This is a genomic window from Streptomyces subrutilus, from assembly GCF_008704535.1.
GTDB classification, from domain to species: domain Bacteria; phylum Actinomycetota; class Actinomycetes; order Streptomycetales; family Streptomycetaceae; genus Streptomyces; species Streptomyces subrutilus.
In genome coordinates, this window is record NZ_CP023701.1 from 5725496 (window position 1) to 5749000 (window position 23505).

At 72.3% G+C, this 23505-nt stretch carries 23 protein-coding genes; 15 read left to right on the forward strand and 8 right to left on the reverse strand.

The features are described from left to right. Positions 1–104: 104 nt before the first annotated feature. The 3 genes from CP968_RS25375 to CP968_RS25385 are packed head-to-tail and all read left to right on the forward strand — an operon-like array spanning position 105 to position 2902. Positions 105–1127 carry a sterol desaturase family protein gene (locus CP968_RS25375; RefSeq protein ID WP_150520200.1) on the forward strand — a complete coding sequence of 341 codons (1023 nt, stop codon included), beginning with the start codon at positions 105–107 and terminating at the stop codon, positions 1125–1127. After that, positions 1124–1840, forward strand: a complete 717-nt coding sequence (locus CP968_RS25380) for a lysoplasmalogenase (RefSeq protein WP_150520201.1) — start codon at positions 1124–1126, stop codon at positions 1838–1840. Before CP968_RS25375 ends, CP968_RS25380 begins: the two co-directional genes overlap by 4 nt. Positions 1841–1858: 18 nt before the next feature. Next, positions 1859–2902: a zinc-dependent alcohol dehydrogenase family protein gene (locus tag CP968_RS25385; RefSeq protein WP_150520202.1), complete on the forward strand. Its 1044-nt coding sequence runs from the start codon at positions 1859–1861 to the stop codon at positions 2900–2902. Positions 2903–2957: 55 nt separating this feature from the next. Here CP968_RS25385 and CP968_RS25390 read toward each other — a convergent pair whose 3' ends face one another. Continuing rightward, positions 2958–4511, reverse strand: a complete 1554-nt coding sequence (locus tag CP968_RS25390; RefSeq protein ID WP_150520203.1) for a S8 family serine peptidase — start codon at positions 4509–4511, stop codon at positions 2958–2960. Positions 4512–4769: 258 nt separating this feature from the next. Between CP968_RS25390 and CP968_RS25395 the strand changes: the two genes are divergently transcribed. The 3 genes from CP968_RS25395 to moaA all read left to right on the forward strand — a co-directional run bounded on the left by CP968_RS25395 (position 4770) and on the right by moaA (position 7933). Further along, entirely contained in the window at positions 4770–5141 is a 372-nt protein-coding gene (locus CP968_RS25395) for a DUF485 domain-containing protein (RefSeq protein ID WP_150520204.1), read from the forward strand. Continuing rightward, positions 5138–6766 (forward strand): solute symporter family protein, encoded by a 1629-nt coding sequence (locus tag CP968_RS25400; RefSeq protein ID WP_150520205.1) that lies wholly within the window; start codon positions 5138–5140, stop codon positions 6764–6766. Before CP968_RS25395 ends, CP968_RS25400 begins: the two co-directional genes overlap by 4 nt. A gap of 177 nt (positions 6767–6943) precedes the next feature. Next, a complete protein-coding gene (moaA, locus tag CP968_RS25405; protein WP_150520206.1) occupies positions 6944–7933 on the forward strand; it encodes a GTP 3',8-cyclase MoaA in 990 nt (329 codons plus the stop codon). A gap of 80 nt (positions 7934–8013) precedes the next feature. On the opposite strand, the gene CP968_RS25410 is transcribed toward moaA, so the two are convergent. Both CP968_RS25410 and CP968_RS25415 read right to left on the reverse strand, forming a co-directional pair. Beyond that, the gene (locus tag CP968_RS25410; RefSeq protein ID WP_150520207.1) at positions 8014–8259 is read right to left on the reverse strand and encodes a hypothetical protein; all 246 of its coding nucleotides are present in this window, start codon (positions 8257–8259) and stop codon (positions 8014–8016) included. A 136-nt stretch (positions 8260–8395) separates the two neighbouring features. Further along, on the reverse strand, positions 8396–8674 hold the full coding sequence (locus CP968_RS25415) for a DUF3099 domain-containing protein (RefSeq protein ID WP_150522120.1): 279 nt from the start codon (positions 8672–8674) through the stop codon (positions 8396–8398). A gap of 243 nt (positions 8675–8917) precedes the next feature. Between CP968_RS25415 and CP968_RS25420 the strand changes: the two genes are divergently transcribed. Next, positions 8918–9196: a GlsB/YeaQ/YmgE family stress response membrane protein gene (locus CP968_RS25420; protein WP_150520208.1), complete on the forward strand. Its 279-nt coding sequence runs from the start codon at positions 8918–8920 to the stop codon at positions 9194–9196. Positions 9197–9286: 90 nt separating this feature from the next. Here CP968_RS25420 and tyrS read toward each other — a convergent pair whose 3' ends face one another. Genes tyrS through CP968_RS25435 form a run of 3 tightly spaced genes read right to left on the reverse strand, consistent with a single transcriptional unit; the run spans position 9287 to position 13514 of the window. Beyond that, the gene (gene tyrS, locus CP968_RS25425; protein ID WP_150520209.1) at positions 9287–10555 is read right to left on the reverse strand and encodes a tyrosine--tRNA ligase; all 1269 of its coding nucleotides are present in this window, start codon (positions 10553–10555) and stop codon (positions 9287–9289) included. Positions 10556–10605: 50 nt separating this feature from the next. Further along, positions 10606–11994 (reverse strand): metallopeptidase TldD-related protein, encoded by a 1389-nt coding sequence (locus CP968_RS25430; protein ID WP_150520210.1) that lies wholly within the window; start codon positions 11992–11994, stop codon positions 10606–10608. Further along, positions 11991–13514 (reverse strand): TldD/PmbA family protein, encoded by a 1524-nt coding sequence (locus CP968_RS25435; RefSeq protein WP_150520211.1) that lies wholly within the window; start codon positions 13512–13514, stop codon positions 11991–11993. Before CP968_RS25435 ends, CP968_RS25430 begins: the two co-directional genes overlap by 4 nt. 184 nt (positions 13515–13698) lie before the next feature. Between CP968_RS25435 and fabG the strand changes: the two genes are divergently transcribed. From fabG to CP968_RS25450, 3 genes are all read left to right on the forward strand, one after another. Then, entirely contained in the window at positions 13699–14418 is a 720-nt protein-coding gene (gene fabG, locus CP968_RS25440) for a 3-oxoacyl-[acyl-carrier-protein] reductase (protein WP_150520212.1), read from the forward strand. A 5-nt stretch (positions 14419–14423) separates the two neighbouring features. Continuing rightward, the gene (gene fabI, locus CP968_RS25445) at positions 14424–15197 is read left to right on the forward strand and encodes an enoyl-ACP reductase FabI (protein ID WP_150520213.1); all 774 of its coding nucleotides are present in this window, start codon (positions 14424–14426) and stop codon (positions 15195–15197) included. A gap of 212 nt (positions 15198–15409) precedes the next feature. Beyond that, positions 15410–15862 carry a hypothetical protein gene (locus tag CP968_RS25450; protein WP_150520214.1) on the forward strand — a complete coding sequence of 151 codons (453 nt, stop codon included), beginning with the start codon at positions 15410–15412 and terminating at the stop codon, positions 15860–15862. Positions 15863–15909: 47 nt separating this feature from the next. Here CP968_RS25450 and CP968_RS25455 read toward each other — a convergent pair whose 3' ends face one another. Then, positions 15910–16599 carry a FadR/GntR family transcriptional regulator gene (locus CP968_RS25455; RefSeq protein ID WP_150520215.1) on the reverse strand — a complete coding sequence of 230 codons (690 nt, stop codon included), beginning with the start codon at positions 16597–16599 and terminating at the stop codon, positions 15910–15912. Positions 16600–16665: 66 nt separating this feature from the next. Between CP968_RS25455 and CP968_RS25460 the strand changes: the two genes are divergently transcribed. The 4 genes from CP968_RS25460 to CP968_RS25470 all read left to right on the forward strand — a co-directional run bounded on the left by CP968_RS25460 (position 16666) and on the right by CP968_RS25470 (position 19131). After that, complete coding sequence (locus tag CP968_RS25460) at positions 16666–17970, forward strand: CynX/NimT family MFS transporter (RefSeq protein ID WP_150520216.1); 1305 nt, start codon at positions 16666–16668, stop codon at positions 17968–17970. 5 nt (positions 17971–17975) lie between these two features. Further along, positions 17976–18095: an SGM_5486 family transporter-associated protein gene (locus CP968_RS35405; RefSeq protein ID WP_268253292.1), complete on the forward strand. Its 120-nt coding sequence runs from the start codon at positions 17976–17978 to the stop codon at positions 18093–18095. A gap of 149 nt (positions 18096–18244) precedes the next feature. After that, on the forward strand, positions 18245–18511 hold the full coding sequence (locus tag CP968_RS25465; protein WP_229886661.1) for a hypothetical protein: 267 nt from the start codon (positions 18245–18247) through the stop codon (positions 18509–18511). Between the two features lie 98 nt (positions 18512–18609). After that, on the forward strand, positions 18610–19131 hold the full coding sequence (locus tag CP968_RS25470; protein WP_150520217.1) for a SixA phosphatase family protein: 522 nt from the start codon (positions 18610–18612) through the stop codon (positions 19129–19131). Positions 19132–19262: 131 nt separating this feature from the next. On the opposite strand, the gene serB is transcribed toward CP968_RS25470, so the two are convergent. Further along, complete coding sequence (gene serB / locus CP968_RS25475; protein WP_150520218.1) at positions 19263–20462, reverse strand: phosphoserine phosphatase SerB; 1200 nt, start codon at positions 20460–20462, stop codon at positions 19263–19265. A 353-nt stretch (positions 20463–20815) separates the two neighbouring features. Between serB and CP968_RS25480 the strand changes: the two genes are divergently transcribed. Further along, complete coding sequence (locus CP968_RS25480; RefSeq protein WP_150520219.1) at positions 20816–23398, forward strand: ABC transporter ATP-binding protein/permease; 2583 nt, start codon at positions 20816–20818, stop codon at positions 23396–23398. The last annotated feature ends 107 nt before the right edge of the window (positions 23399–23505 follow it).

The following is a 23505-nucleotide window of genomic DNA, read 5'->3' on the forward strand; positions in this document are numbered from 1 at the left end:
CCGCCCCGCCGGGCGGCCGGCGGGAGAACCGCCGGTAACCCCGTCGGATACCGATCGGTAACAACCCCTAGCGGCACCCCCGGAGGCGCCTTTATGGTGCGGACATGCCGAACCTGCCCGATGTCGTGCTGTGGTCCATACCAGCCTTCGTGCTGCTCACCGTCGTGGAACTGGTGAGCTACCGGATCCATCCCGACGAGGACGCCGCCGGGTACGAGACCAAGGACGCCGTCACCAGCCTCGGCATGGGACTCGGCAGCCTCGTCTTCGACTTCCTCTGGAAGATCCCGATCGCCCTGGTCTACGCGGCGGTCTACGAACTGACCCCGCTGCGCGTCCCCGTGCTGTGGTGGACCGTCCTGCTGATGCTGCTCGCGCAGGACTTCCTCTACTACTGGCAGCACCGCGGCCACCACGTCATCCGCATCCTGTGGGCCTGCCACGTCGTCCACCACAGCAGCCGCAGGTTCAACCTCACCACCGCCCTGCGCCAGCCCTGGACGAGCGCCACCTCCTGGCCGTTCTACCTGCCGATGATCGCCCTCGGCGTGCACCCGGCCGCCGTGGCCTTCTGCTACTCGGTCAACCTCGTCTACCAGTTCTGGATCCACACCGAGCGCATCGGCAAGCTGCCGCGCCCGGTGGAGTACGTGTTCAACACCCCCTCGCACCACCGCGTCCACCACGCCTCCCAGGGCAGCTACCTGGACCGCAACTTCGGCGGCATCCTGATCGTCTGGGACCGGATGTTCGGCTCCTGGGTGGGCGAGACCGACCGGCCCGTCTTCGGGCTCACCAAGAACATCGGCACCTACAACCCGCTGCGCGTGGCCACCCACGAGTACGCCGCCATCGCCCGCGACGTCCGCGCCGCCGGTGACTGGCGCGAGCGCGCCGGCCGCGTCTTCGGCGGCCCCGGCTGGCAGCCGGCCCCGGCCCCGGCTCATGCCCCGGCCCCCGCAGCCGCCTCCGTGCCGGGGTCCGCAGCCGCCGCGGTGAGCGCTCCCGTACCGGCCCGGGCCTCCGTGCCCGCTTCCGTGCCCGCCGCAGCGGTCTCCGCCCCCGAGCACGGTCCCGGGTCCGCCCCCGCCGGAGTCGCCCAGCCCGTACGGGGGGCCGGCGCGTGAGCGCCGCGCGGTCCGCCGGGACCTCCGCGCCCTCACGGGCCGACGGGCCGGCCCCCGACCGCCGGGAGCGCGCCGGTCGGGCGGCCCTGGCCGGGTTCGCCCTCGCCGCGGCCGGCGACCTCGGGTCCCTCCTCGCCGGCTGGGACCCGGGCCACCTGGTCTTCAAGCCGCTGCTGATGCCGCTGCTCGTCGCGTACGTCCTCACCCGCGGCGCGCCCCGCCTCCTCGTCGCCGCCCTGCTCTTCGGGTGGGGCGGCGACCTGGCCCTGCTCTTCGACGCCGACCCCGCCTTCCTGGTCGGCATGGGCTCCTTCGCCGCCGGCCACGTCTGCTACCTCGTGCTCTTCGGCCGCGGCAGGACCAGCCCCGTGCTCGCGGGCGCGTACGCCGTCGCCCTGCTCGGGACCGTCGCCCTGCTGTGGGGGGACCTGCCGCCCGAACTGCGCGTGCCCGTCGCCGGCTACAGCCTGCTGCTCACCGCCATGGCCTACCGCTCCAGCGCGTTCGGCGCGTGGGCCGGGGCGGGCGGGGCGCTGTTCCTGCTCTCCGACACCCTCATCGCCACCGGGGTCGCCGCCTGGCCGCAGCCGCCCCGCCCCGACTTCTGGATCATGGCCACCTACCTGGCGGCCCAGTACCTGCTGGCCGGCGGAGTGCTCGCCCGGGCCCGGGCGTACGGTGGGGACGTCGCACCCGACGCCACCCACCCCTAGCCGGAGGACTGCACCACCATGCGCGCCACCGTCATCCACGCCCCGTACGACATCCGCGTGGAGGAGGTGCCCGACGCCGCGATCCGCAGTCCCGAGGACGCCGTCGTCCGCGTGCTGCGCGCCTGCATCTGCGGCAGCGACCTCTGGGCCTACCGCGGCGAGTCCGCGCGCCGGCCCGGCCAGCGCATCGGCCACGAGTTCCTCGGCGTCGTCGAGGAGACCGGCTCCGCCGTGTCGGGGCTGCGCACCGGCGACCTCGTCGTCGCCCCCTTCATGTGGTCGGACGGCACCTGCGACTACTGCACCGAGGGCCTGTACACCTCCTGCGAACACGGCGGGTTCTGGGGCTCGGTCGGCCACGACGGCGGCCAGGGCGAGGCCGTCCGCGTCCCGCACGCCGACGGCACCCTGGTGAAGCTGCCCGCCGAGGCCGCCTCCGACGACCACCTGCTGACCGGCCTGCTCGCGCTCTCCGACGTCATGGGCACCGGCCACCACGCCGCCCTGGGGGCCGGGGTGCGCGCGGGCTCCACGGTCGCGGTCGTCGGCGACGGCGCGGTCGGCCTGTGCGGAGTGCTCGCGGCGAAGCGGCTGGGCGCCGAGCGGATCATCGCGTTGGGCCGCCACACCGCGCGCACGGACATCGCCACCCTCTTCGGGGCCACCGACATCGTCGCCGAACGCGCCGAGGCCGCCGAGGCCGCCGTGCGCGAGCTCACCGGGGGCCGGGGCGCCCACGCCGTCATCGAGGCGGTCGGCACCGAGATGTCGATGCGCACCGCCGTGAACATCACCCGCGACGGCGGGGCCGTCGGCTACGTCGGCGTCCCGCACGGCAGCGGCACCGGACTCGACCTCGGCGTCATGTTCGACCGGAACATCACGCTGCGCGGCGGCGTGGCCCCGGTCCGCGCGTACCTCCCCGAGCTGCTGGAGGACGTGCTCGGCGGCGTCATCGACCCGGCCCCCGTGTTCGACCGCACGGTCGCCCTGGACGAGGTTCCGGACGGCTACCGGGCCATGGACGACCGCAGCGCCCTCAAGGTGATGATCAAGGCCTGAACGACGGAGAGGGCCGGGCGGGGAGACCCCGCCCGGCCCTCGCGCGTGCGGTCCGCTACTTGACGGCCTTCAGCGCGTCGACCACGCCGTAGCCGTAGTAGCCGGTCTGGCCCCACTTGCTCTCGCAGGTGGTGGCGTCGACGAGGGTGCCGGTGGCGTCGTAGACCTGCGCCGGGCAGGCCGTCTTGGTGGCCTGGCCCTTGAGCATCGCCTGGAGCTGCGCGGGCGTGGCCCGCGGGTGGGCGCTCTTGAGCAGCGCCGCGACGCCCGCGACGTGCGGGGTCGCCATCGAGGTGCCCTGCTTGTAGCCGTAGCCGCCGCCCGGGACGGTCGACAGCACCCGGCCGTTGGCGTCCGGGGTGGCCGGGACCTGCCACTTGTCGCCACCGGGGGCCGAGACGTCCGCGACGCCCAGGCCGTAGCTGGAGTAGTAGGACTTGAAGCCCTTGTCGCCGGTGGCGGTCACCGTCACCACGCCCGGGAGCTGCGTCGGGACGTCGAGGCAGACCCGCGGGTCGATGGTGCGCGGCACCGGGGTGGTGTCGTTCGGGCTGGTCTCGTCGGTGATCGAGTCGGCCGAGAGGTCGTAGTTCTCGTTGCCGGCCGCGGCGACGTTGAGCACGCCCTTGCGCTCGGCGTACTTGCTGGCCCGGCTGAGGGCCTCCACCAGCGCCTTCTGGTCGTCGTCCGTCTTGCAGTTGAAGTACCAGGGGTCGACGTAGTAGCTGTTGTTGGTCACCTCGATCCCCTTCTCGGCGGCGAACATGAAGCCGCAGACGACGGCCTCCGTGTAGAAGAGGCTGGTCGCGGGCTCGCTCACCTTGATGGCGGCTATCTGCACGCCGGGGGCGACGCCGCTGACGCCGACGCCGTTGCGCGGGGCCGCGATCGTGCCCGCCACGTGCGTGCCGTGGTCGCTGCCGTCCGCGTACGGGCGCCACGCGCCCTCGGAGGTGTCCGCGACACCGCCGACGCAGTTGGCCGACTGCGCCTTGGAGAAGTTCGCGGCGAGGTCCGGGTGGGTGTCGTCGACGCCCGTGTCGATGACGCCCACCGTGACGTTCCGGCTGCCGTCGTTGATCTTGTGCGCCTGGTCGGCCTTGATGGCCCGCAGGTCCCACTGGTTGGACTCCAGCGGCTCCTGGCCCGGCGCCGCCTGCGCCGCGGCCTTGGCGGCGTCCGCCGCGCTCAGCCGCTGCGTCGTGCCCTCCTCGGTGGTCTGCACCGTCGTCAAGGGGGCGGTACGGGTGGCGCCCACGGACACGAACAGGCTTCGCTGCGCGCGCAGTTGCCTGGCGAACTCGGGGTTCTGCGAATGGGCGACGACCACGCCGATCTTGTCGTGCGAGGTCACCACCGTGCCGCCGGCCCGCTCGATGGCCTTCTTCGCCTGCTTCACCGTGCCGTACGCGGTCAGGTTCGCCACGTAGGACATCTTGGGGCCGGAGGTGTCGGGCTTCGCCGCCGTGCTCGCGGCCGCCGTGTTCCCCAGCGGTGCGGCGGAGGCCGCGACCGTCGGAAGGAAGGCGAGCGAAGCGGTGAGCGCCAGGCCGACCGGGACGGCGAGACGGCCGTGCTTCCGAGCGGTACGTGACCCCAGATGCGCCATGGGTTCTCCACATCATCCGTGAAAAAGCCGCCCGGACGCGGTCGCGCCGGGCGGGGTGTATGACACGGAAACCTAGTACCGCTGTTCCCTTCTGCGCCATCCGTTCGAGAAATCAATCTTCAAAGAAACGGGGGGTGTTGAACCGTCCCGACACGCCGTCCGTGCCGTTGACAGGGGGGATCGGCAACACGGTCCCCCTACACGGAGGTTGTTTTGTCCGTCGTCCCCCTCGCACCCGCGCCACTAGGAGAGCCCCCCGTGACGACCAACGACGCAGCAGCGCCACCGCAGGACGACGCGGGAAGGCCCGCGGCTCCCCCCTCGGCCGAGGACTTCACCCGCGTCCAGGAGAGCCCCGACTTCGCCGAACTGCGCAGCTCCTTCCGCTCGTTCGCCTTCCCGCTGACCGTGGCCTTCATCGCCTGGTACCTGCTGTACGTACTGCTGTCGAGCTACGCCGGCGACTTCATGGGAACCAGGCTCTTCGGCAACATCAACGTCGCCCTCGTCCTCGGCCTCGGCCAGTTCGCGACCACCTTCCTGATCGCCTGGCTGTACTCGCGCTACGCCGCCGCCCGGCTCGACCCCAAGGCCGCGGCCATCAAGTCCCGCATGGAGGCCGGAGAATGAGCAGCGCCGCCCCCCTGGCGACCCTCGCGGTCGGAGCCACCGAGCACCGGCCGCTGATCATCACCCTGTTCGGGCTGTTCGTCGTCGCCACCCTCGTCATCACGATCTGGGCCGGCCGCCAGACCAAGGACGCCGCGGACTTCTACGCGGGCGGCCGTCAGTTCACCGGCTTCCAGAACGGCCTCGCCATCTCCGGCGACTACATGTCCGCCGCGTCCTTCCTCGGCATCGCCGGAGCCATCGCCCTCTTCGGCTACGACGGCTTCCTCTACTCCATCGGCTTCCTCGTCGCCTGGCTGGTCGCGCTGCTGCTCGTCGCCGAGCCGCTGCGCAACTCCGGCCGCTACACGATGGGCGACGTCCTCGCGTTCCGGATGCGCCAGCGGCCCGTGCGCACCGCCGCCGGAACCTCCACCATCGTGGTCTCGATCTTCTACCTGCTCGCCCAGATGGCCGGCGCCGGCGTGCTCGTCTCGCTGCTCCTGGGCATCACCAGCGACGGCGGCAAGGTGGCCGTGGTCGCCCTGGTCGGCATCCTGATGATCCTCTACGTGACCATCGGCGGCATGAAGGGCACCACCTGGGTCCAGATGATCAAGGCGGTGCTGCTGATCGCGGGCGCCCTGCTGATCACCTTCCTGGTGCTGCTGAAGTTCGACTTCAACATCTCCTCCCTGCTCGGCCAGGCGGCCGAGAACAGCGGCCAGGGCGCCACGTTCCTCGAACCCGGCCTGAAGTACGGCAAGGACGCCACCACCAAGCTCGACTTCATCTCGCTCGGACTCGCCCTGGTCCTCGGCACCGCCGGCCTGCCGCACATCCTGATCCGCTTCTACACCGTCCCCACGGCCAAGGCCGCCCGCACGTCCGTGAACTGGGCCATCGGCATCATCGGCGCCTTCTACCTGATGACCATCGCGCTGGGCTTCGGCGCCGCGGCCCTGCTCAACCGGGCCGACATCCTCGCCTCGAACAAGGCAGGCAACACCGCCGCGCCCCTCCTCGCCCAGGAGGTCGGCGGCGGCGCCGGCTCCACCGGCGGCGCCGTGCTGCTCGCCGTGATCTCCGCGGTCGCCTTCGCCACCATCCTCGCCGTGGTCGCGGGGCTCACCCTCGCCTCCTCCTCGTCCTTCGCGCACGACCTCTACGTCAACGTCATCCGCAAGGGCAAGGCCACCGAGAAGGAGGAGGTGCGCGCCGCCCGCTGGTCGACCGTGGTCATCGGCGCCGTCGCCATCGGCCTCGGCGCCCTCGCCCGCGACCTGAACGTCGCCGGCCTCGTCGCCCTGGCCTTCGCGGTCGCCGCCTCCGCCAACCTGCCGACCATCCTCTACAGCCTCTTCTGGAAGCGCTTCACCACCTCGGGCGCCCTCTGGTCGATCTACGGCGGCCTGCTGTCCTCCGTCGTCCTCGTGCTCTTCTCCCCGGTCGTCTCCGGCAAGCCCACCTCGATGTTCAAGGACTCCGACTTCTACTGGTTCCCCCTGGAGAACCCGGGCATCATCTCGATCCCGCTCGGCTTCCTGCTCGGATGGCTGGGAACCGTCTTGTCCAAGGACAAGGCCGACGCGCAGAAGTTCGCCGAGCTGGAGGTGCGATCCCTCACCGGAACAGGCGCTCACTGACATCGTCCGAACACCCAGCGTGGCCGCGTCGTACTTCTCTACGACGCGGCCGCGCCGCGTCTCGTTCATTCGGGCACCCCTGGAGGGCAGGACCGTCGCGTAGGCTCGAAGACGACGCCGCAGGACAACCCACACTGCGTCGCACCTCTACGAACCGGACAGGGGAGGGGGCCCAGAGTGCTTCTCGACACGTATGGCCGCGTGGCCACTGACCTGCGCGTCTCGCTCACCGACCGGTGCAACCTGCGCTGTACGTACTGCATGCCCGAGGAGGGATTGCAGTGGCTCGGGAAGTCGGACCTGCTCAGTGACGACGAGATCGTCCGGCTGATCCGCATCGCCGTCACCCGGCTCGGGATCACCGAGGTCCGCTTCACCGGCGGCGAGCCGCTGCTGCGCCCCGGCCTGGTCGGGATCGTCGAGCGCTGCGCCGCGCTGGAGCCCCGCCCCCGGATGTCGCTCACGACCAACGGCATCGGCCTCAAGCGCACCGCGCAGGCCCTCAAGGCCGCCGGCCTGGACCGGGTGAACGTCTCCCTGGACACCCTGCGGCCCGACGTCTTCAAGACCCTCACCCGGCGCGACCGCCACCGCGACGTCATCGACGGCATGGCGGCCGCCCGCGAGGCCGGCCTCACCCCGGTGAAGGTCAACGCCGTGCTGATGCCCGGGCTCAACGACGACGAGGCACCCGACCTGCTCGCCTGGGCCGTGGAGAACGCCTACGAGCTCCGCTTCATCGAGCAGATGCCCCTCGACGCCCAGCACGGCTGGAAGCGCGAGGGCATGATCACCGCCGGGGACATCCTCCGGTCCCTGCGCACCCGCTTCACCCTCACCGAGGAAGGCGCCGACGAGCGCGGCTCCGCGCCCGCCGAGCGCTGGCTCGTCGACGGAGGCCCGGCCACCGTCGGCGTCATCGCCTCGGTCACCCGGCCCTTCTGCGGGGCCTGCGACCGCACCCGGCTCACCGCCGACGGCCAGGTCCGCACGTGCCTGTTCGCCACCGAGGAGTCCGACCTGCGGGCCGCGCTGCGCTCGGGGCAGCCGGACGAGGAGATCGCCCGGCTGTGGAAGGTGGCGATGTGGGGCAAGAAGGCCGGATCCGGCCTCGACGACCCGTCCTTCCTCCAGCCCGACCGCCCGATGTCGGCGATCGGCGGCTGAGACCGGCCCGAGCCGGCCGTGCCGAGCGGGCCCGGCCGGCCGCTACCGGACGCGGCGGAGCGCCGGCCCCGCCGCTGCGTTCAGGTCCGCTCCGAGCCCTCCGGCTGCACCCACTCGTCGAACTTCACCACGTCCTTGAGGAATCCCCGCAGGTCGAGGAAGTGGGACAGGTGCGCGCGGTGCTCCTCGCACGCCAGCCACGTCTTGCGCCGCTCGGGCGCGTGCAGCGAGGGGTTGTTCCACGCCAGGACCCAGACGGCCGCGTCGCGGCAGCCCTTGGCGGAACAGACGGGGGCGGGAGCGCCGGAGGATTCGGGGGAGTTCACGCCTCAACCCTAGAACGGAAAGGCGACGCCGAGCAGCCACGGGGGGAGCTGCCCGGCGTCGGTCCGTCGCTCCGACGGGGGATGCGGAGCGCGTAGGCAGTATGTCACGCAGGACCCGGTGCGGTGCACAGGAACTTCACGATTGATCTGAGCTCTTCTTGAGGTTTCCCGCCTCCAGGGCGGGGTGCACAGGGGCGGGAACGAAGTGCGAGGGCAGCGACGGCGCCGACTCCCGCCCCGCGTTGGCGATGACCACGGCGACGTACGGCAGCAGCGCCCCCGCCACCAGCGTCACGATCGCCACGGGACGCTCCACGTTCCACAGCACGACGGTCGCGATGACCGACAGCGTCCGGATGACCATGGAGATCACGTACCGGCGCTGACGTCCGCGCACGTCCTCGGCGAGGCCCATCCTGGCCCCGGTGATCCGGAAGACCTCGGCCCCGTTCCGCTTCTGCCGCGCGTTCCGCTCCACCTGCTCCACCACCCGATCACCCGCCGGACACACCCCGGTCCGGACCCTCCCACGGTACGCCGCCCCGCCACGCACGGGGAGGGTGGGTGTCCCCCGAACGGCACTGTCCGAAATGCGCCGTACGCACCCATGATCGAGACTGGGCGGACATGCGCACAACGCGCCAGGAGGAGGCTCGACATGAGTTGGTTGTGGGCGATCATCGTCGGTTTCGTGCTGGGCCTGATTGCCCGCGCCATCCTGCCGGGCAAGCAGCACCAGCCGATCTGGCTCACCACGATCTTCGGCATCCTCGGCGCCGTCCTCGGCAACGCCGTCGCCACCTGGATCGGCGTCAACGACACCAAGGGCATCGACTGGATCCGGCACCTGCTGCAACTGGCCGGAGCCGTCGTCATCGTCGGCCTCGGCGACGTCGTCTACAACGCGCTCCGGGGCAACAGGCGCCAGACGATCTAGGGCGCGACCGCCCGACGCGCGAGGGGCCGGCCCGGACGACACGTCCGGACCGGCCCCCTCCCGCGCGCTCCCCCGGGGAGCGGCCGGGCGTCAGGCGCCCGTGACCTCCACCGCGGCCAGGTTCTTCTTGCCCCGGCGCAGCACCAGCCACCGCCCGTGCAGCAGGTCCTGAGCGCCGGGGACCGCGTCCTCGGCGGTCACCTTCACGTTGTTCACGTAGGCACCGCCCTCCTTCACGGTCCGACGCCCGGCCGACTTGCTCGCCACCAGCCCCGTCTCCGCGAACAGGTCCACGACCTGGCCCAGCTCCGCGACCCGCGCGTGCGGCAGCTCCGAGAGGGCCGCCGCCAGCGTGGCCTCGTCCAGCTCCGCCAGCTCGCCCTGCCCGAACAGCGCCTTCGACGCGGCGATCACGGCCGCGCACTGGCCCGCCCCGTGCACCAGCGTGGTCAGCTCCTCCGCCAGCGCCCGCTGCGCGGCCCGCGCCTGCGGCCGCTCGGCGGTCTGCGCCTCCAGCTCCTCCAGCTCCTCCCGGGTCCGGAAGGAGAGGATGCGCAGGTACGTGGAGATGTCCCGGTCGTCCACGTTCAGCCAGAACTGGTAGAACGCGTACGGCGTGGTCATCTCCGGGTCCAGCCAGACGGCCCCGCTCTCGGACTTGCCGAACTTGGTGCCGTCCGCCTTGACCATCAGCGGGGTCGCCAGCGCGTGCACGTGCGCCCCCGGCTCCAACCGGTGGATCAGGTCGAGCCCGGCCGTCAGGTTGCCCCACTGGTCCGAGCCGCCCTGCTGGAGCACGCAGCCGTAGCGCCGGTACAGCTCCAGGAAGTCCATGCCCTGGAGCAGCTGGTAGCTGAACTCGGTGTAGCTGATGCCCTGGTCGGACTCCAGCCGGCGCGCGACCGAGTCCTTCGTCAGCATCTTGTTGACGCGGAAGTGCTTGCCGATGTCCCGCAGGAACTCGATGGCGGACAGGCCCGCCGTCCAGTCCAGGTTGTTGACCATGAGCGCGGCGTTCTCGCCCTCGAAGGACAGGAACGGCTCGATCTGGGTGCGCAGCCGGGCCACCCAGTTCGCGATGGTCTCCGGGTCGTTCAGCGTCCGCTCGGCCGTCGGCCGCGGGTCGCCGATCTGCCCGGTGGCCCCGCCGACCAGCGCCAGCGGCCGGTGCCCGGCCTGCTGGAGCCGGCGCACGGTCAGGACCTGGACCAGGTGCCCGACGTGCAGCGAGGCCGCGGTCGGGTCGAAGCCGCAATAGAACGTGACAGGACCGTCCGCGAACGCCTTGCGCAGCGCTTCTTCGTCGGTGGACTGGGCGAACAGCCCGCGCCACTTCAGTTCGTCGACGATGTCCGTCACGGTCTCTCGACTCCTTCGAATGATGGATTGCGTCCTTCAGTCTAGGCGGGTCAGACTCCCTTGCTGACCGAGCTCATGTTGAAGTCCGGCACGCGCAGCGCGGGCATCGCGGCCCGGGTGAACCAGTCGCCCCACTCCCGCGGCAGGGTCCTCTCGGTCCGCCCCGCCTCGGTCGCCCGCGACAGCAGGTCCACCGGGGACTCGTTGAACCGGAAGTTGTTGACCTCCCCGACGACCTGCCCGTCCTCCACCAGGTAGACGCCGTCCCGGGTCAGCCCGGTGAGCAGCAGCGTGGCCGGGTCCACCTCGCGGATGTACCACAGGCAGGTCAGCAGCAGGCCGCGCTCCGTGCCCGCGACCATCTCCTCCAGCGACCGGTCGCCGCCCCCGTCCAGGATCAGGTTCCCGAAGGCCGGGGAGAGCGGCAGCCCGGTCAGCGCCGCGCTGTGCCGGGTCGTCGTCAGCCGGGCCAGCTCGCCGTTGGCGATCCACTCGGTGGCGGGGACCGGCAGGCCGTTGTCGAAGACCGAGGCGTCGTCGCCGGAGCTGTGCGCGATCACGAACGGCGCCGACTCCAGCCCCGGCGCGTCCGGGTCGCTGCGCAGCGTCAGCGGGAGCGGGGACAGCCGGTCGCCGACCCGGGTGCCGCCCCCGGGCCGGGAGAAGACCGTACGGCCCTCGGCCGCGTCCCGGGCCGCCGCCGACCACATCTGGTAGATCAGCAGGTCCGCGACGGCCGTGGGCGGCAGCAGCGTCTCGTACCGGCCGGCGGGGAGCTCGATCCGCCGCTCCGCCCAGCCGAGCCGCACGGCCAGCTCCGCGTCCAGCACGGTCGGGTCCACGTCCTTGAAGTCCCGGGTGGCGCGTCCGGCCCACGCCGAGCGCTGCCGGTCCGGGGACTTCGCGTTGAGCTCCAGCGTCCCGTTCGGCTGGTCGTGCCGCAGCCGCAGCCCCGTCGAGGTGCCCACGTACGTGGAGACCAGCTGGTGGTGGGCGAAGCCGTACAGCTCCCGGCCGCCCGCGCGGGCCCGGGCGAAGGCCTCGCCGAGGGCCGGCGCGAAGTCCGCGAACACCGCCGAGGAGGTCTCGGCCGGCCCGTCGGCGAAGTCCGGCGAGGCCGGGGTCCCGGTCACCAGCGGCTGCGCGTCCTCGGCCGGACCCGCGCCCCGCGCGGCCGCCTCGGCGGCCCGGACCAGCGGCTCAAGGTCCGCGGCGGTGACCGCGGAGCGGGTGACGACGCCCGACGCGGTGCCCTCCCCGCCGTCGACCGTGGCGATGACCGTCAGGGTCCGGCCTCGGGTGACGCCGTTGGTGGTGAGGGCGTTGCCGGCCCAGCGCAGGTTGGCGCTCGACTCCTCGTCCGCGATGACGACGCAGCCGTCCGCCGTGGACAGCTCCAGCGCGCGCTCGACGATCTCGTGCGGCTTGGTTCGGCTCATCGGCCGGCCTCCTGCGTGGTGTTCAGGATGTTCACGTCGCGGAACAGCGCGGACGGGCAGCCGTGCGAGACCGACGCGACCTGGCCCGGCTGGGCCTTGCCGCAGTTGAAGGCGCCGCCCAGGACGTAGGTCTGCGGGCCGCCGACCTTCTCCATCGAGCCCCAGAAATCGGTGGTCGTGGCCTGGTACGCCACGTCGCGCAGCTGCCCGGCCAGCCGGCCGTTCTCGATGCGGAAGAAGCGCTGTCCGGTGAACTGGAAGTTGTAGCGCTGCATGTCGATCGACCAGGACCGGTCGCCGACCACGTAGATCCCGCGCTCCACCCCGCCGATCAGGTCCTCCGTCGAGAGCCCGCCCGGATCCGGCCGGAGCGAGACGTTCGCCATGCGCTGCACGGGCACGTGCCCGGGGGAGTCGGCGTACGCGCAGCCGTTGGAGCGCCCGAGGCCGGTCAGCTTCGCGATCCGCCGGTCCAGCTGGTAGCCGACCAGGGTGCCGTCCTTGACCAGGTCCCAGCTCTGGGCCGCCACGCCCTCGTCGTCGTAGCCGATCGTCGCCAGGCCGTGCTCGGCCGTGCGGTCGCCCGTCACGTTCATGATCGAGGAGCCGTACTTGAGCGCGCCCAGCTGGTCGAAGGTGGCGAAGGAGGTCCCCGCGTACGCCGCCTCGTAGCCCAGCGCCCGGTCGAGCTCGGTGGCGTGGCCGATGGACTCGTGGATGGTCAGCCACAGGTTGGAGGGGTCCACGACCAGGTCGTAGCGCCCGGCCTCGACGCTCGGGGCCCGCATCTTCTCCGCCAGCAGGCCGGGGATGCGCTCCAGCTCCGCGCCCCAGTCCCAGCCGGTGCCGGTCAGGTACTCCCAGCCGCGCCCGGCGGGCGGGGCGATGGTGCGCATGGAGTCGAACTCGCCGGTGGTGGCGTCGACGGCGACGGCCGTCAGCTGCGGGTGCACGCGCACGCGCTGCTGCGTCGTCGAGGTGCCCGAGGTGTCGGCGTAGAACTTGTTCTCGTGGACGGCGAGGAGCGAGGCGTCCACGTGCGCGACCCCCTCGGCCGCCAGCAGCCGCGCGCTCCAGTCGGCGAGCAGGGCGGCCTTCTCGGAGTCCGGCACCCCGAAGGGGTCCACGTCGTAGGCGGAGATCCACGTCTTGTCGGCGTGCACCGGCTCGTCGGCGAGCTCCACCCGTTCGTCCGACCCGGCCGCCCTGATCACCTGGGCGGACAGCTTCGCCATGGCCACGGCCTGCGAGGCCACCTTGGCGGCGGCGTCCATGGTCAGGTCGACGCCGGAGGCGAACCCCCAACTGCCCCCGTGCACCACCCGGACCGCGAATCCGAGGTCGGTGCTGTCGGAGCCGCCGGAGGGCTTGGCGTCCCGCAACCGCCAGGAGGCGCTGCGGATCCGCTCCAGCCGGAAGTCGGCATGCTCGGCGCCCAGCGCGCGGGCCCGGGCGAGCGCCGCGTCGGCGAGCGCCCGCAGGGGCAGCGCGGTGAAGGCCGCGTCGATGGAATGGGGCACGGAAGTCCTCCCGGGGTCGGGGCCGGTCGCCCCGATCATGTCGCGCCCGGGGCCCTCGTGCCTACATCTTTCTGTAGGGACTCGACAGAGCGGGTCCCGTGGCCCTGTCGGAGCTCGATTCTCCGTACACCGGGTGCGACCTATAGGTTTTTGGTATTCAGACCGCTAGCGAAAGGGTGATCCGTTGAGCCGCTCGGTTCTCGTCACCGGAGGAAACCGGGGCATCGGCCTCGCCATCGCCCGTGCCTTCGCGGAGGCCGGAGACAAGGTCGCGATCACGTACCGCTCGGGAGAGCCGCCGGAGGCGCTCACCTCGCTCGGCGTCCTGGCGGTCCGTTGCGACATCACCGACTCCGACCAGGTGGAGCAGGCCTACAAGCAGATCGAGGACGCCCACGGCGCCGTCGAGGTGCTGGTGGCCAACGCCGGCATCACCAAGGACACCCTGCTGATGCGGATGTCCGAGGAGGACTTCGCCTCGGTCGTCGACACCAACCTCACGGGTACCTTCCGGGTGGTCAAGCGGGCGAACCGTGGCATGCTCCGTGCCAAGAAGGGCCGCGTCGTCCTGATCTCCTCGGTGGTCGGGCTGCTGGGCTCGGCGGGACAGGCCAACTACGCCGCCTCCAAGGCGGCGCTGGTCGGCTTCGCCCGCTCGCTCGCCCGTGAACTCGGCTCGCGCAACATCACCTTCAACGTGGTCGCCCCCGGCTTCGTGGACACCGACATGACGAAGGTGCTCACGGACGAGCAGCGCGCCGGCATCGTGGGCCAGGTGCCGCTCGGCCGGTACGCGCAGCCCGAGGAGATCGCGGCCGCCGTCAGCTTCCTGGCGTCCGACGACGCCGCGTACATCACCGGAGCCGTCATTCCCGTTGACGGCGGATTGGGCATGGGTCACTGATCACCATGAGCGGAATCCTCGAGGGCAAGCGCGTCCTCATCACCGGAGTGCTGATGGAGTCCTCCATCGCGTTCCACACCGCCCGCCTCGCCCAGGAGCAGGGCGCCGAGGTCATCCTCACCGCCTTCCCGCGGCCGACGCTGACGGAGCGCATCGCCCGCAAGCTGCCCAAGCCCGCCAAGGTCATCGAGCTCGACGTCACCAACGACGAGCACCTCGCGCGCCTGGAGGGCCTGGTCCGCGCCGAGCTCGGCGGCCTCGACGGCGTCGTCCACTCGATCGGCTTCGCACCGCAGGACGCCCTCGGCGGCAACTTCCTGAACACCCCGTTCGAGTCGGTCGCGACCGCCATGCACGTCTCGGCGTTCTCGCTGAAGTCGCTGACCATGGCCTGCAAGCCGCTCTTCCCGGAGAACGAGGGCGCCGCGGTCGTCGGCCTCACCTTCGACGCGCAGTTCGCGTGGCCGCAGTACGACTGGATGGGCCCGGCCAAGGCCGCGCTGGAGGCCACCAGCCGCTACCTCGCCCGCGACCTGGGCAAGGAGAAGATCCGCTGCAACCTGGTCTCGGCCGGTCCGATCGGCTCCATGGCCGCGAAGTCGATCCCCGGCTTCACGGAACTGGCGGACGTCTGGAACCACCGCTCCCCGATGGAGTGGGACATGAGCGACCCGGAGCCGGCGGGCAAGGGCGTCGTGGCCCTGCTCTCGGACTGGTTCCCCAAGACCACCGGTGAGATCGTCCACGTGGACGGCGGTCTGCACGCGATGGGTGCCTGACGGCCCCTCCCGCACGTACGGCGGCGGCCGCGCCCTCCTTCCCGGAGGGTGCGGCCGCCGCCGTTTTCGCGGTGCGGACAGCGGCCCGCGGTCCTCCGGTCGCTCGCATGTTCACCGTCGGAAGGGCGCTATCCGAGTCGAAAACCCAGACATATGCCTGCAAACTGGCCGAGTCGGGAACGTCCCGGCTCCTGCGGGGAGGAGGTACGGGCGTGCGCGCCAGGCCGAGCCGAGCCGTTTCGCTGCTGGTCACCTCGGTGATCCTGACCGGTTTCCTGGCCCCCGGAGCGGCCGCGCGACCCGCGGGAGCCGACCCCGCACCCGGCCCGGAGGCCGCGGTCCCCGTCCTGCCCCCCGCCGCCTCCGCGGTGGTGGACCTGGCAGCGATCCCCGACGAGCCCCCCGCCCAGCCCGCCCGGCCCGGCGGCGGCCGGCTCTTCGGCGCCGACTGCGACACCGAGATCGACGGCTCCACCGTGACGGCGTACTGCCAGAACGGCTATCCGGAGACCGACCTGCTGCGGCTGCACGTGGAGTGCGACCGCTGGTGGGACGTGGACGGGGACGGCGCCGCGGTCGCCGTGGACCCGGCCGGCCGGGTCGAGCTCACCGGCCGCTGCTGGAAGGAGGTCCGCGCGGCCTGGGTCACCCACCGGCGCCCCTGACGGCGCCGGCCGGCCCGCCGACCGCCCGGCCCGCGCCGCCCCCACCCTCAGCCGGAGGGGACGGCCCGCCCGCGGCTCAGGCAGACGAAGGGGTACCCGGCGGCCTCCGAGGCGGCCGCGTCGCCGTCCCCGCGCCGGATCGCGTCGATCAGGCGGGCGTGGTCCAGGTGGGCCGCGGGGTCGAGCACCGCGCCCACGTCGCCCCGCAACCAGTCCGCGACCAGGTCGCCGAGGTCCGCGTACAGCTCGATCAGCACGTCGTTGTGCGAGGCGGTCACCACCGCCATGTGCAGGCTCACGTCCGCCGCCACGAAGCGCTCGGTGTCCCCGCTCGCCCAGGCCTCCTCGCGCCGCGCCAGCAGCGCGTCGAGCTGGGCCAGGTCCCGCTCGGTCCGCCGCTCCGCCGCCAGCCGGGCCCCCGAGGACTCCAGGGTCGAGCGCAGTTCCGCGATGTGCCGCGGCTCGGCGCCCGCGAAGCGGCGGTGCATCACCCCGGCCAGCTCGCTCGTCGCGATGACGTAGGTGCCCGAGCCCTGGCGGATGTCGAGCAGCCCGTTGTGGGCCAGGGCCCGCACGGCCTCGCGGACGGTGTTGCGGGCGACGCCGAAGAGCTCGACGAGCTCCGGTTCCGTCGGGATGCGGAAGCCGACCGGCCACTCGCCGGAGGTGATCTGGTTCCGCAGCTGGGCGATCACCTGGTCGACGAGCGCGGAGCGGCGGGGCGAGGTCAGCGGCATGGGTTCCTCTCAAGAACGGCGCGCACGACTGGACAACCAATCATCCCATGATTCTATGATGGTTCAATGTCCGACGAAGATATCCAGACCCTGAACCGCCCGCAGGTCGTGCGCACCCCCGCCGACCAGCGCCTTCCCGTCCCCGCCCACGTCGCCCCGACGTGGCTCGGTCCGGTGCTCATCGTCGGAATCGTGTTGGCCGCCCTCAACCTGCGGCCCGCCATCACCAGCCTCGGCGCCCTCTTCGAGGAGACCCGCACGGGCCTCGGCATGAGCGGCACCGTCGCCGGCCTGGTCACCTCCGTCCCGGCCCTGTGCTTCGCCGTCTTCGGCGTCACCGCCCCCCGGCTCTCCCGCCGCTTCGGCCCCGCCGCCGTCGTCTGCGCCGGCATGGCCGCCGTCGCCGCGGGCCTGCTGATCCGGCCCTTCGCCGACAACGCCGTCGGCTTCCTCGCCGCCAGCGCGCTCTCCCTGGCCGGCATAGCCCTGACCAACGTGCTGCTGCCGGTCATCGTCAAGCGCTACTTCCCCGACCGCGTCGGCACCATGACCGGCCTCTACTCCATGGCCCTGGCCGCCGGCACCTCCCTCGCCGCCGCCGCGACCGTCCCGCTCACCGACGCCCTCGGCGGCAGCTGGCGCACCGGCCTGCTGGTCTGGGCCGTGCTCGCGCTGGCCGCCGTACTGCCCTGGCTGCCCGTCGCCCGCGCGTCCCGCCGGGCCGAGCGGGCGGCGGCCCAGGCGTCCGCCGACGGGCCCGCCGCACGGACCGACGCCGGCCCGCGCATCGTCCGCAGCCGCACCGCCTGGGCCCTGGCCTGCTACTTCGGCCTCCAGGCCACCGGCGCGTACGTCACCATGGGCTGGCTCCCGCAGATCTTCCGCGACGCCGGGGTCTCCGCCTCCACGGCCGGCGTGCTCCTCGCCGTCACCATGGTCATGGGCGTCCCGCTCGCCTTCGTCATCCCCGGCCTGGCCGCCCGGATGAGGAACCAGGGCGCCATCGCCGCCGTCCTCGGCGTCTTCGGCCTCGCCGGCTACCTCGGGCTCTACCTCGCCCCCGCCGCCGGCGCCTGGGCCTGGGCCCTGCTGCTCGGCATCTCGAACTGCGCCTTCCCCCTCGTCATCACGATGATCGGACTGCGCGCCAAGTCCCCGGCCGGCGTCGTCAAGCTCTCCGCCTTCGCCCAGAGCACCGGCTACCTCATCTCCATCCCCGGCCCGCTCCTCATCGGCACCCTCTACCAGCACAGCGGCGGCTGGGACCTCCCGCTCGCCCTGATGGCCGCCCTGCTCGTCCCGCAGATCGCCCTGGGCGTGCTGGCGGGCCGGGACCGGACGATCGAGGACGAATGCGGCGTGCGAGACTGATCGGCATGTCGCCCGTACTTGAACCGAACCCGCAGAACGGCCGCCGCAAGCTCGGCCTCGTCTTCGGCGCGATGATGCTGGTGACCGTGGTCATCGCGATCATCGCGACCATCGCCTCCCCCTGACACCGGGCGGGTGGTGGGGATAACCCCACCACCCCTAGGGGGCAGGGCTCAGGGTGAAGTGGGGTGTGCCCCGGATGGGAAGCGCGCCGTCGGATCCATAGATTCGAAGGCAGCGAGAACGTCCCGCCCGCGCACCCACGGAGGCGGCCATGTCGGCCCCCACGCACACCCGGCCCCTCCCGGCCGCCCCGCACTCCCGGCCGCTCCCGCCGCGCATCGCATCGGCGCGCCCGCGCGCGTCCCGTACCGGCGCCGACGCCCGGCTGCACTGGTGGGCCCTGGCCCTGCCCGCACTCGCCTTCGGCCTGCTCCTGCTGCTCCTCGCCGGGTCCGGCGAAGCCCGCGCCGCCTCCGGGGAGGGGGCCGGCCCGGGCCTGGTCCAGGTCGCGGAACAGCTCCTGCGCGCCGTCGGCTGACCCCCGCGCCCCCGTACGCGCCACACGCGCCCCGTAGCGGCCGGCCGGCCTCCCAACACCCTGCGCCCCGTGGCCCGTTTCGTGCGAAGCTGGGAGTCATGAGCGCCGACACACCCCGCAGGATCGCCCTCCTCCGGCACGCCAAGGCCGACTGGCCCGAGGTGTCCGACCACGACCGGCCGCTGGCGGAGCGAGGCCGCAAGGACGCCCCGGCCGCCGGTCTGAAGCTGGCCGAGACCGGCATCGCCTTCGACCTGGCCCTCTGTTCCACCGCCGCCCGCACGCGCGAGACGTGGAAACTGGCCGTCCAAGAGCTGCCGCACCGGCCGAAGACCTCGTACGAGGAGCGGATCTACGACGCCTCGCTCGGCGAGCTGATCGCCCTGCTGAACGAAACCCCCGACGAGGTCTCCGACCTGCTCCTCATCGGCCACAACCCGGGCGTGCACGCCCTCGCCGACGCCCTCTCCGGCAGCGCCGAGGGCGACACCCTGGCCCGGATGACCCGTACGGGCTTCCCCACCGCGGCGCTGGCCGTCGTCTCCTTCACCGGCCCGTGGAAGACGCTGGAGCACGGGGTGGGCACGCTGGTCGACTTCTGGACCCCCAAGGAACACTGACGTCGGAGGCCCGCGCGAACACGCATGGGGCCCCGGCGGGCGCGCTGCCCGCCGGGGCCCCATGCGTACGCGGTGCGCGCGCACCGCGTACGGCCGTCCCGGTCCGCGGGGCGGGGCAGGACGGGTGCGGATCAGGCCAGGTCGGCGGCCTCGATCTCCTCGCGGGTGATCCCGAGCAGGTACAGCACCGCATCGAGGAACGGCACGTTCACCGCGGTGTGCGCGGCCTCGCGGACCACCGGCTTGGCGTTGAAGGCCACGCCCAGCCCGGCCGCGTTCAGCATGTCCAGGTCGTTGGCGCCGTCCCCGATGGCCACGGTCTGCGACAGCGGCACGTCCGCCTCGGCCGCGAACCGGCGCAGCAGCCGGGCCTTGCCGGCCCGGTCCACGATCTCGCCCGTGACCCGCCCGGTCAGCTTCCCGTCGACGATCTCCAGCGTGTTGGCGGCGGCGAAGTCCAGCCCCAGCCGCTCCCGCAGGTCGTCCGTGACCTGGGTGAACCCGCCGGAGACCACGCCCACCTGGTAGCCGAGCCGCTTGAGCGTACGGATCAGGGTCCGGGCGCCGGGGGTCAGCTGCACCTCGGCGCGCACCTTGTCCACCACCGAGGCGTCCAGCCCGGCGAGCAGCGCCACCCGGGCGTGCAGCGACTGCTCGAAGTCGAGCTCGCCGCGCATGGCCCGCTCGGTGACCTCCGCGACCTCGGCCTCGCAGCCCGCGTGCGCCGCGAACAGCTCGATGACCTCGTCCTGGATCAGGGTGGAGTCCACGTCCATGACGACGAGGCGCTGGGCCCGCCGGTGCAGCCCGGCCGAGACCACGGCCACGTCCACCCCGATGTGCGCCGCGGAGGTGGCCAGCGCGGTGCGCAGCGGCTCGGTCTCGGTGCCCGACACGGCGAACTCCACCGCGGTCACCGGGTACTTGGCGAGGCGGAAGATGCGGTCGATGTTGCCGCCGGTCGCGGTGATCCGGGCGGCGATCTGGGCCGTGGACTCGGCGGTGAGCGGGTGCCCGAGCACCGTGACGTGGGAACGCCCGCTGCCGCGCGGCCGGTTGTCGCCCGTGCCGGAGAGGATCTCGGCCTGGAGCTTGAGGGAGTCGGCCCAGCTGTGCACGGTGGCCCGCAGGTCGCCCTCGCTGCCGGCGACGGGCCTGGTGACGAGGGCGCACAGGACGATGCGGCCGCGGGTGACGACCTGCTCGATGTCGACCACGTCGACGGAGTAGGCGGCGAGGGTGTCGAACAGCCCGGCGGTGATCCCGGGACGGTCCTTGCCGAAGATCTTGACGAGGAGGGTGGGGACGTCGGAGGTCTGCGATGCGCTCATGGTGAGCTCACCGTATCTTCCCGGCACCCCCGGCAGGACCCCCGTCCCACTCCCTGAACGCGGCGCCGCACCCGATCGACCCCGGTTCCGGGGCCGCGCGCGCCCGGCGTCCCGGCCGCGGTCCGGCCGCGGGCCGTGCCGGCCCGTCGCCGAACGTGACGGCCGCGGGCGGGACGTCCCCTATCGCACGCTCCGGGAGGCTTTCGGCCGCCCCGGCGGCCGGGCGCGCGGACCCCGGTCCGGCCCGGATTCCCCATGTGGGCGCGGGCCTGAAATAGTTCCCCCCGGATGTTCGCCATACCTAGGCTCCCTGACGTCATGGGGGGTTCTCGGGGGACTTAAGTGGGGCTGGAGTGCCGGAACTCGTACTGGAACTGAACGGAAGGACCTGGACGCTCGATCCGTCCAGGTCGTACTCGCTGGGGCGCGATCCCCAGGGGGACGTGGTGATCGACGACGCCAGGGTCTCGTGGCGGCACGCCACGATCAGCTGGAACGGCCGCGGTTGGGGGATCGAGGACCACGGCAGCACCAACGGCACCTACGTGCACGGCGCCCGGGTCCAGCTGGCCGAACTCGTGCCCGGCACCCCGGTCCACCTCGGAAACGCCACGGACGGGCCGCGACTGAACCCCGTCGCCCCCGTCGCCCCCGCGTACCAGGCGTCGGCCGCGCAGCAGGCGTACGCCCCGCAGCAGGCGGCCCCGGCCTACCAGGCCCCGGCCCCGCAGCAGCCGCAGCAGGCCCCGCAGCAGCCCTGGGATCAGCAGCACCAGCAGCACGCCCAGCCGCAGCACGCCCAGCCGCAGCACGGCCTTCCGCCGCAGGCGCCCGCCCAGCCGCAGGCCCACCTCCCGCACCAGCAGTCCGGCGGCCCCGGCGCGTCCGGCCCGGCGCAGGGGGCGGCTCCCGGCCACAGCGACCGCAGCCCGACGACGTTCCACCAGCTCTCGCTGGGCAACGTCATGCGGATCGGCCGCGCCCTGGACAACGAACTGGTCGTCTCCGACCTCCAGGTCTCCCGCCACCACGCCGAGTTCCGCTCGATGCCCGGCGGCCGCTTCGAGATCCGTGACCTCGGCAGCCACAACGGCACCTACGTCAACGGCCAGCCGCTGGCCAAGTCCGGTACGGCGCTGCTCGGCCCGAACGACATCGTCGGCGTCGGCCACTCGACCTTCCGGATCGTGGGCGACCGGCTGGAGGAGTTCGTCGACACCGGCGAGGTCTCCTTCTCGGCCCGCCACCTCACCGTCACCGTCGACGGCGGCAAGCAGATCCTCAAGGACGTCACCTTCGGCGTGCCGGAGAAGTCGCTCATCGGCGTCATCGGCCCGTCCGGATCCGGCAAGTCGACCCTGCTCAAGGCGCTGACCGGCTACCGGCCGGCCAACCAGGGCGACGTCCTCTACGACAACCGCAACCTCTACAAGCAGTTCGCGGAGCTGCGCCAGCGCATCGGCCTGGTCCCGCAGGACGACATCCTGCACAAGGAGCTGCGGGTCCGCACGGCCCTGAAGTACGCGGCCAAGCTCCGCTTCCCCGGCGACACCGCCGAGTCCGAGCGCGCCGCCCGCGTCGACGAGGTGCTGCGCGAGCTCAAGCTCGACATCCACAAGGACAAGAAGATCACCGCGCTCTCGGGCGGCCAGCGCAAGCGCGTGTCCGTGGCCCTGGAGCTGCTCACCAAGCCCTCGCTGATCTTCCTGGACGAGCCGACCTCCGGTCTCGACCCGGGCATGGACCGCGACGTCATGCAGCTGCTGCGCGGCCTCGCCGACGACGGCCGCACGGTCCTCGTCGTCACCCACTCGGTCGCCGAGCTGGCCATCTGCGACAAGCTGCTGGTCATGGCCCCGGGTGGCTCGGTCGCGTACTTCGGCCCGCCGGACGAGGCGCTGAACTTCTTCGGCTACGGCACGTGGGCGGACGTCTTCTCGGCCTTCGAGAACTACCGCGACTACGACTGGGCCGGCCGCTGGAAGGGCTCGCAGCACTACCAGCTCTACGCCGCCGACATCGACGCCGTCGCCCCGCAGTCGGTCGCGATGCCGCCGCACCAGCAGATGCGCCCGCCCAAGCCGCAGGGCTGGGGCTCCCAGCTGTGGACGCTGATCCGCCGCTACGTCTCGGTGATCGCCTCCGACAAGGGCTTCATCGGCCTGATGCTGATCCTGCCCGCCGTCCTGGGCGTGGTCTCCACGGTCATCCCCGCGAAGTTCGGCCTCGCGCCGCCCGTGGCCCCGTCCCGCTTCAACGGCGACGCCGGAACGATCATGCTGATCCTCGCGGTCGGGATGTGCTTCTCCGGAGCCGCCAACTCGGTCCGCGAGCTGATCAAGGAACGGGTGATCTACGAGCGCGAACGCGCGACCGGCCTGTCCCGCTCGGCGTACCTCATGTCCAAGGTGATCGTCCTGGGCGTCATCACGGCCATCCAGGGCGTGATCATCTGCGGGATCGGCTTCTACCCGCGCGACCTGCCCACCGAGGGCCTGCTGATGCCGCCGGCCGTGGAGATCTGCCTGTCGGTCATCGCGCTCGGCTTCACCTCGATGATGTTCGGCCTGGTCATCTCCTCGCTGGTGAAGACCGCCGAGAAGACGATGCCGCTGCTGGTCATGTTCGCGATCGTCCAGGTCGTCTTCACCGGCATCCTCTTCCAGGTCTACGACTCCCCGGGCCTGGAGCAGTTCGCCTGGCTGATGCCCTCCCGCTGGGCCATCGGCGCCGCCGGCACCACGCTGAACCTCGGCGTGCTCATGCCGCCGTGGGACGCCGACAACCCGACCAACACCGACCCGCTCTGGGACGCCACGGTCGGCCAGTGGACCCTGGACATCACCGTCCTGCTGCTCCTCGGCATCGCGTGCGGCTTCGCGGTGCAGCGCCTGCTGCGCCGTCACGAGCCGGAGGTCATGCGCGCCGGCAAGTAGCGCGGCGGGCCCACGGGCCCGGCTCCGCAGGCCCGCCCGCGGCCCCGCACGAACGCCTCAGGGCGGCACCCGCGTACGGGTGCCGCCCTGAGGCGCATGGGGGGCGG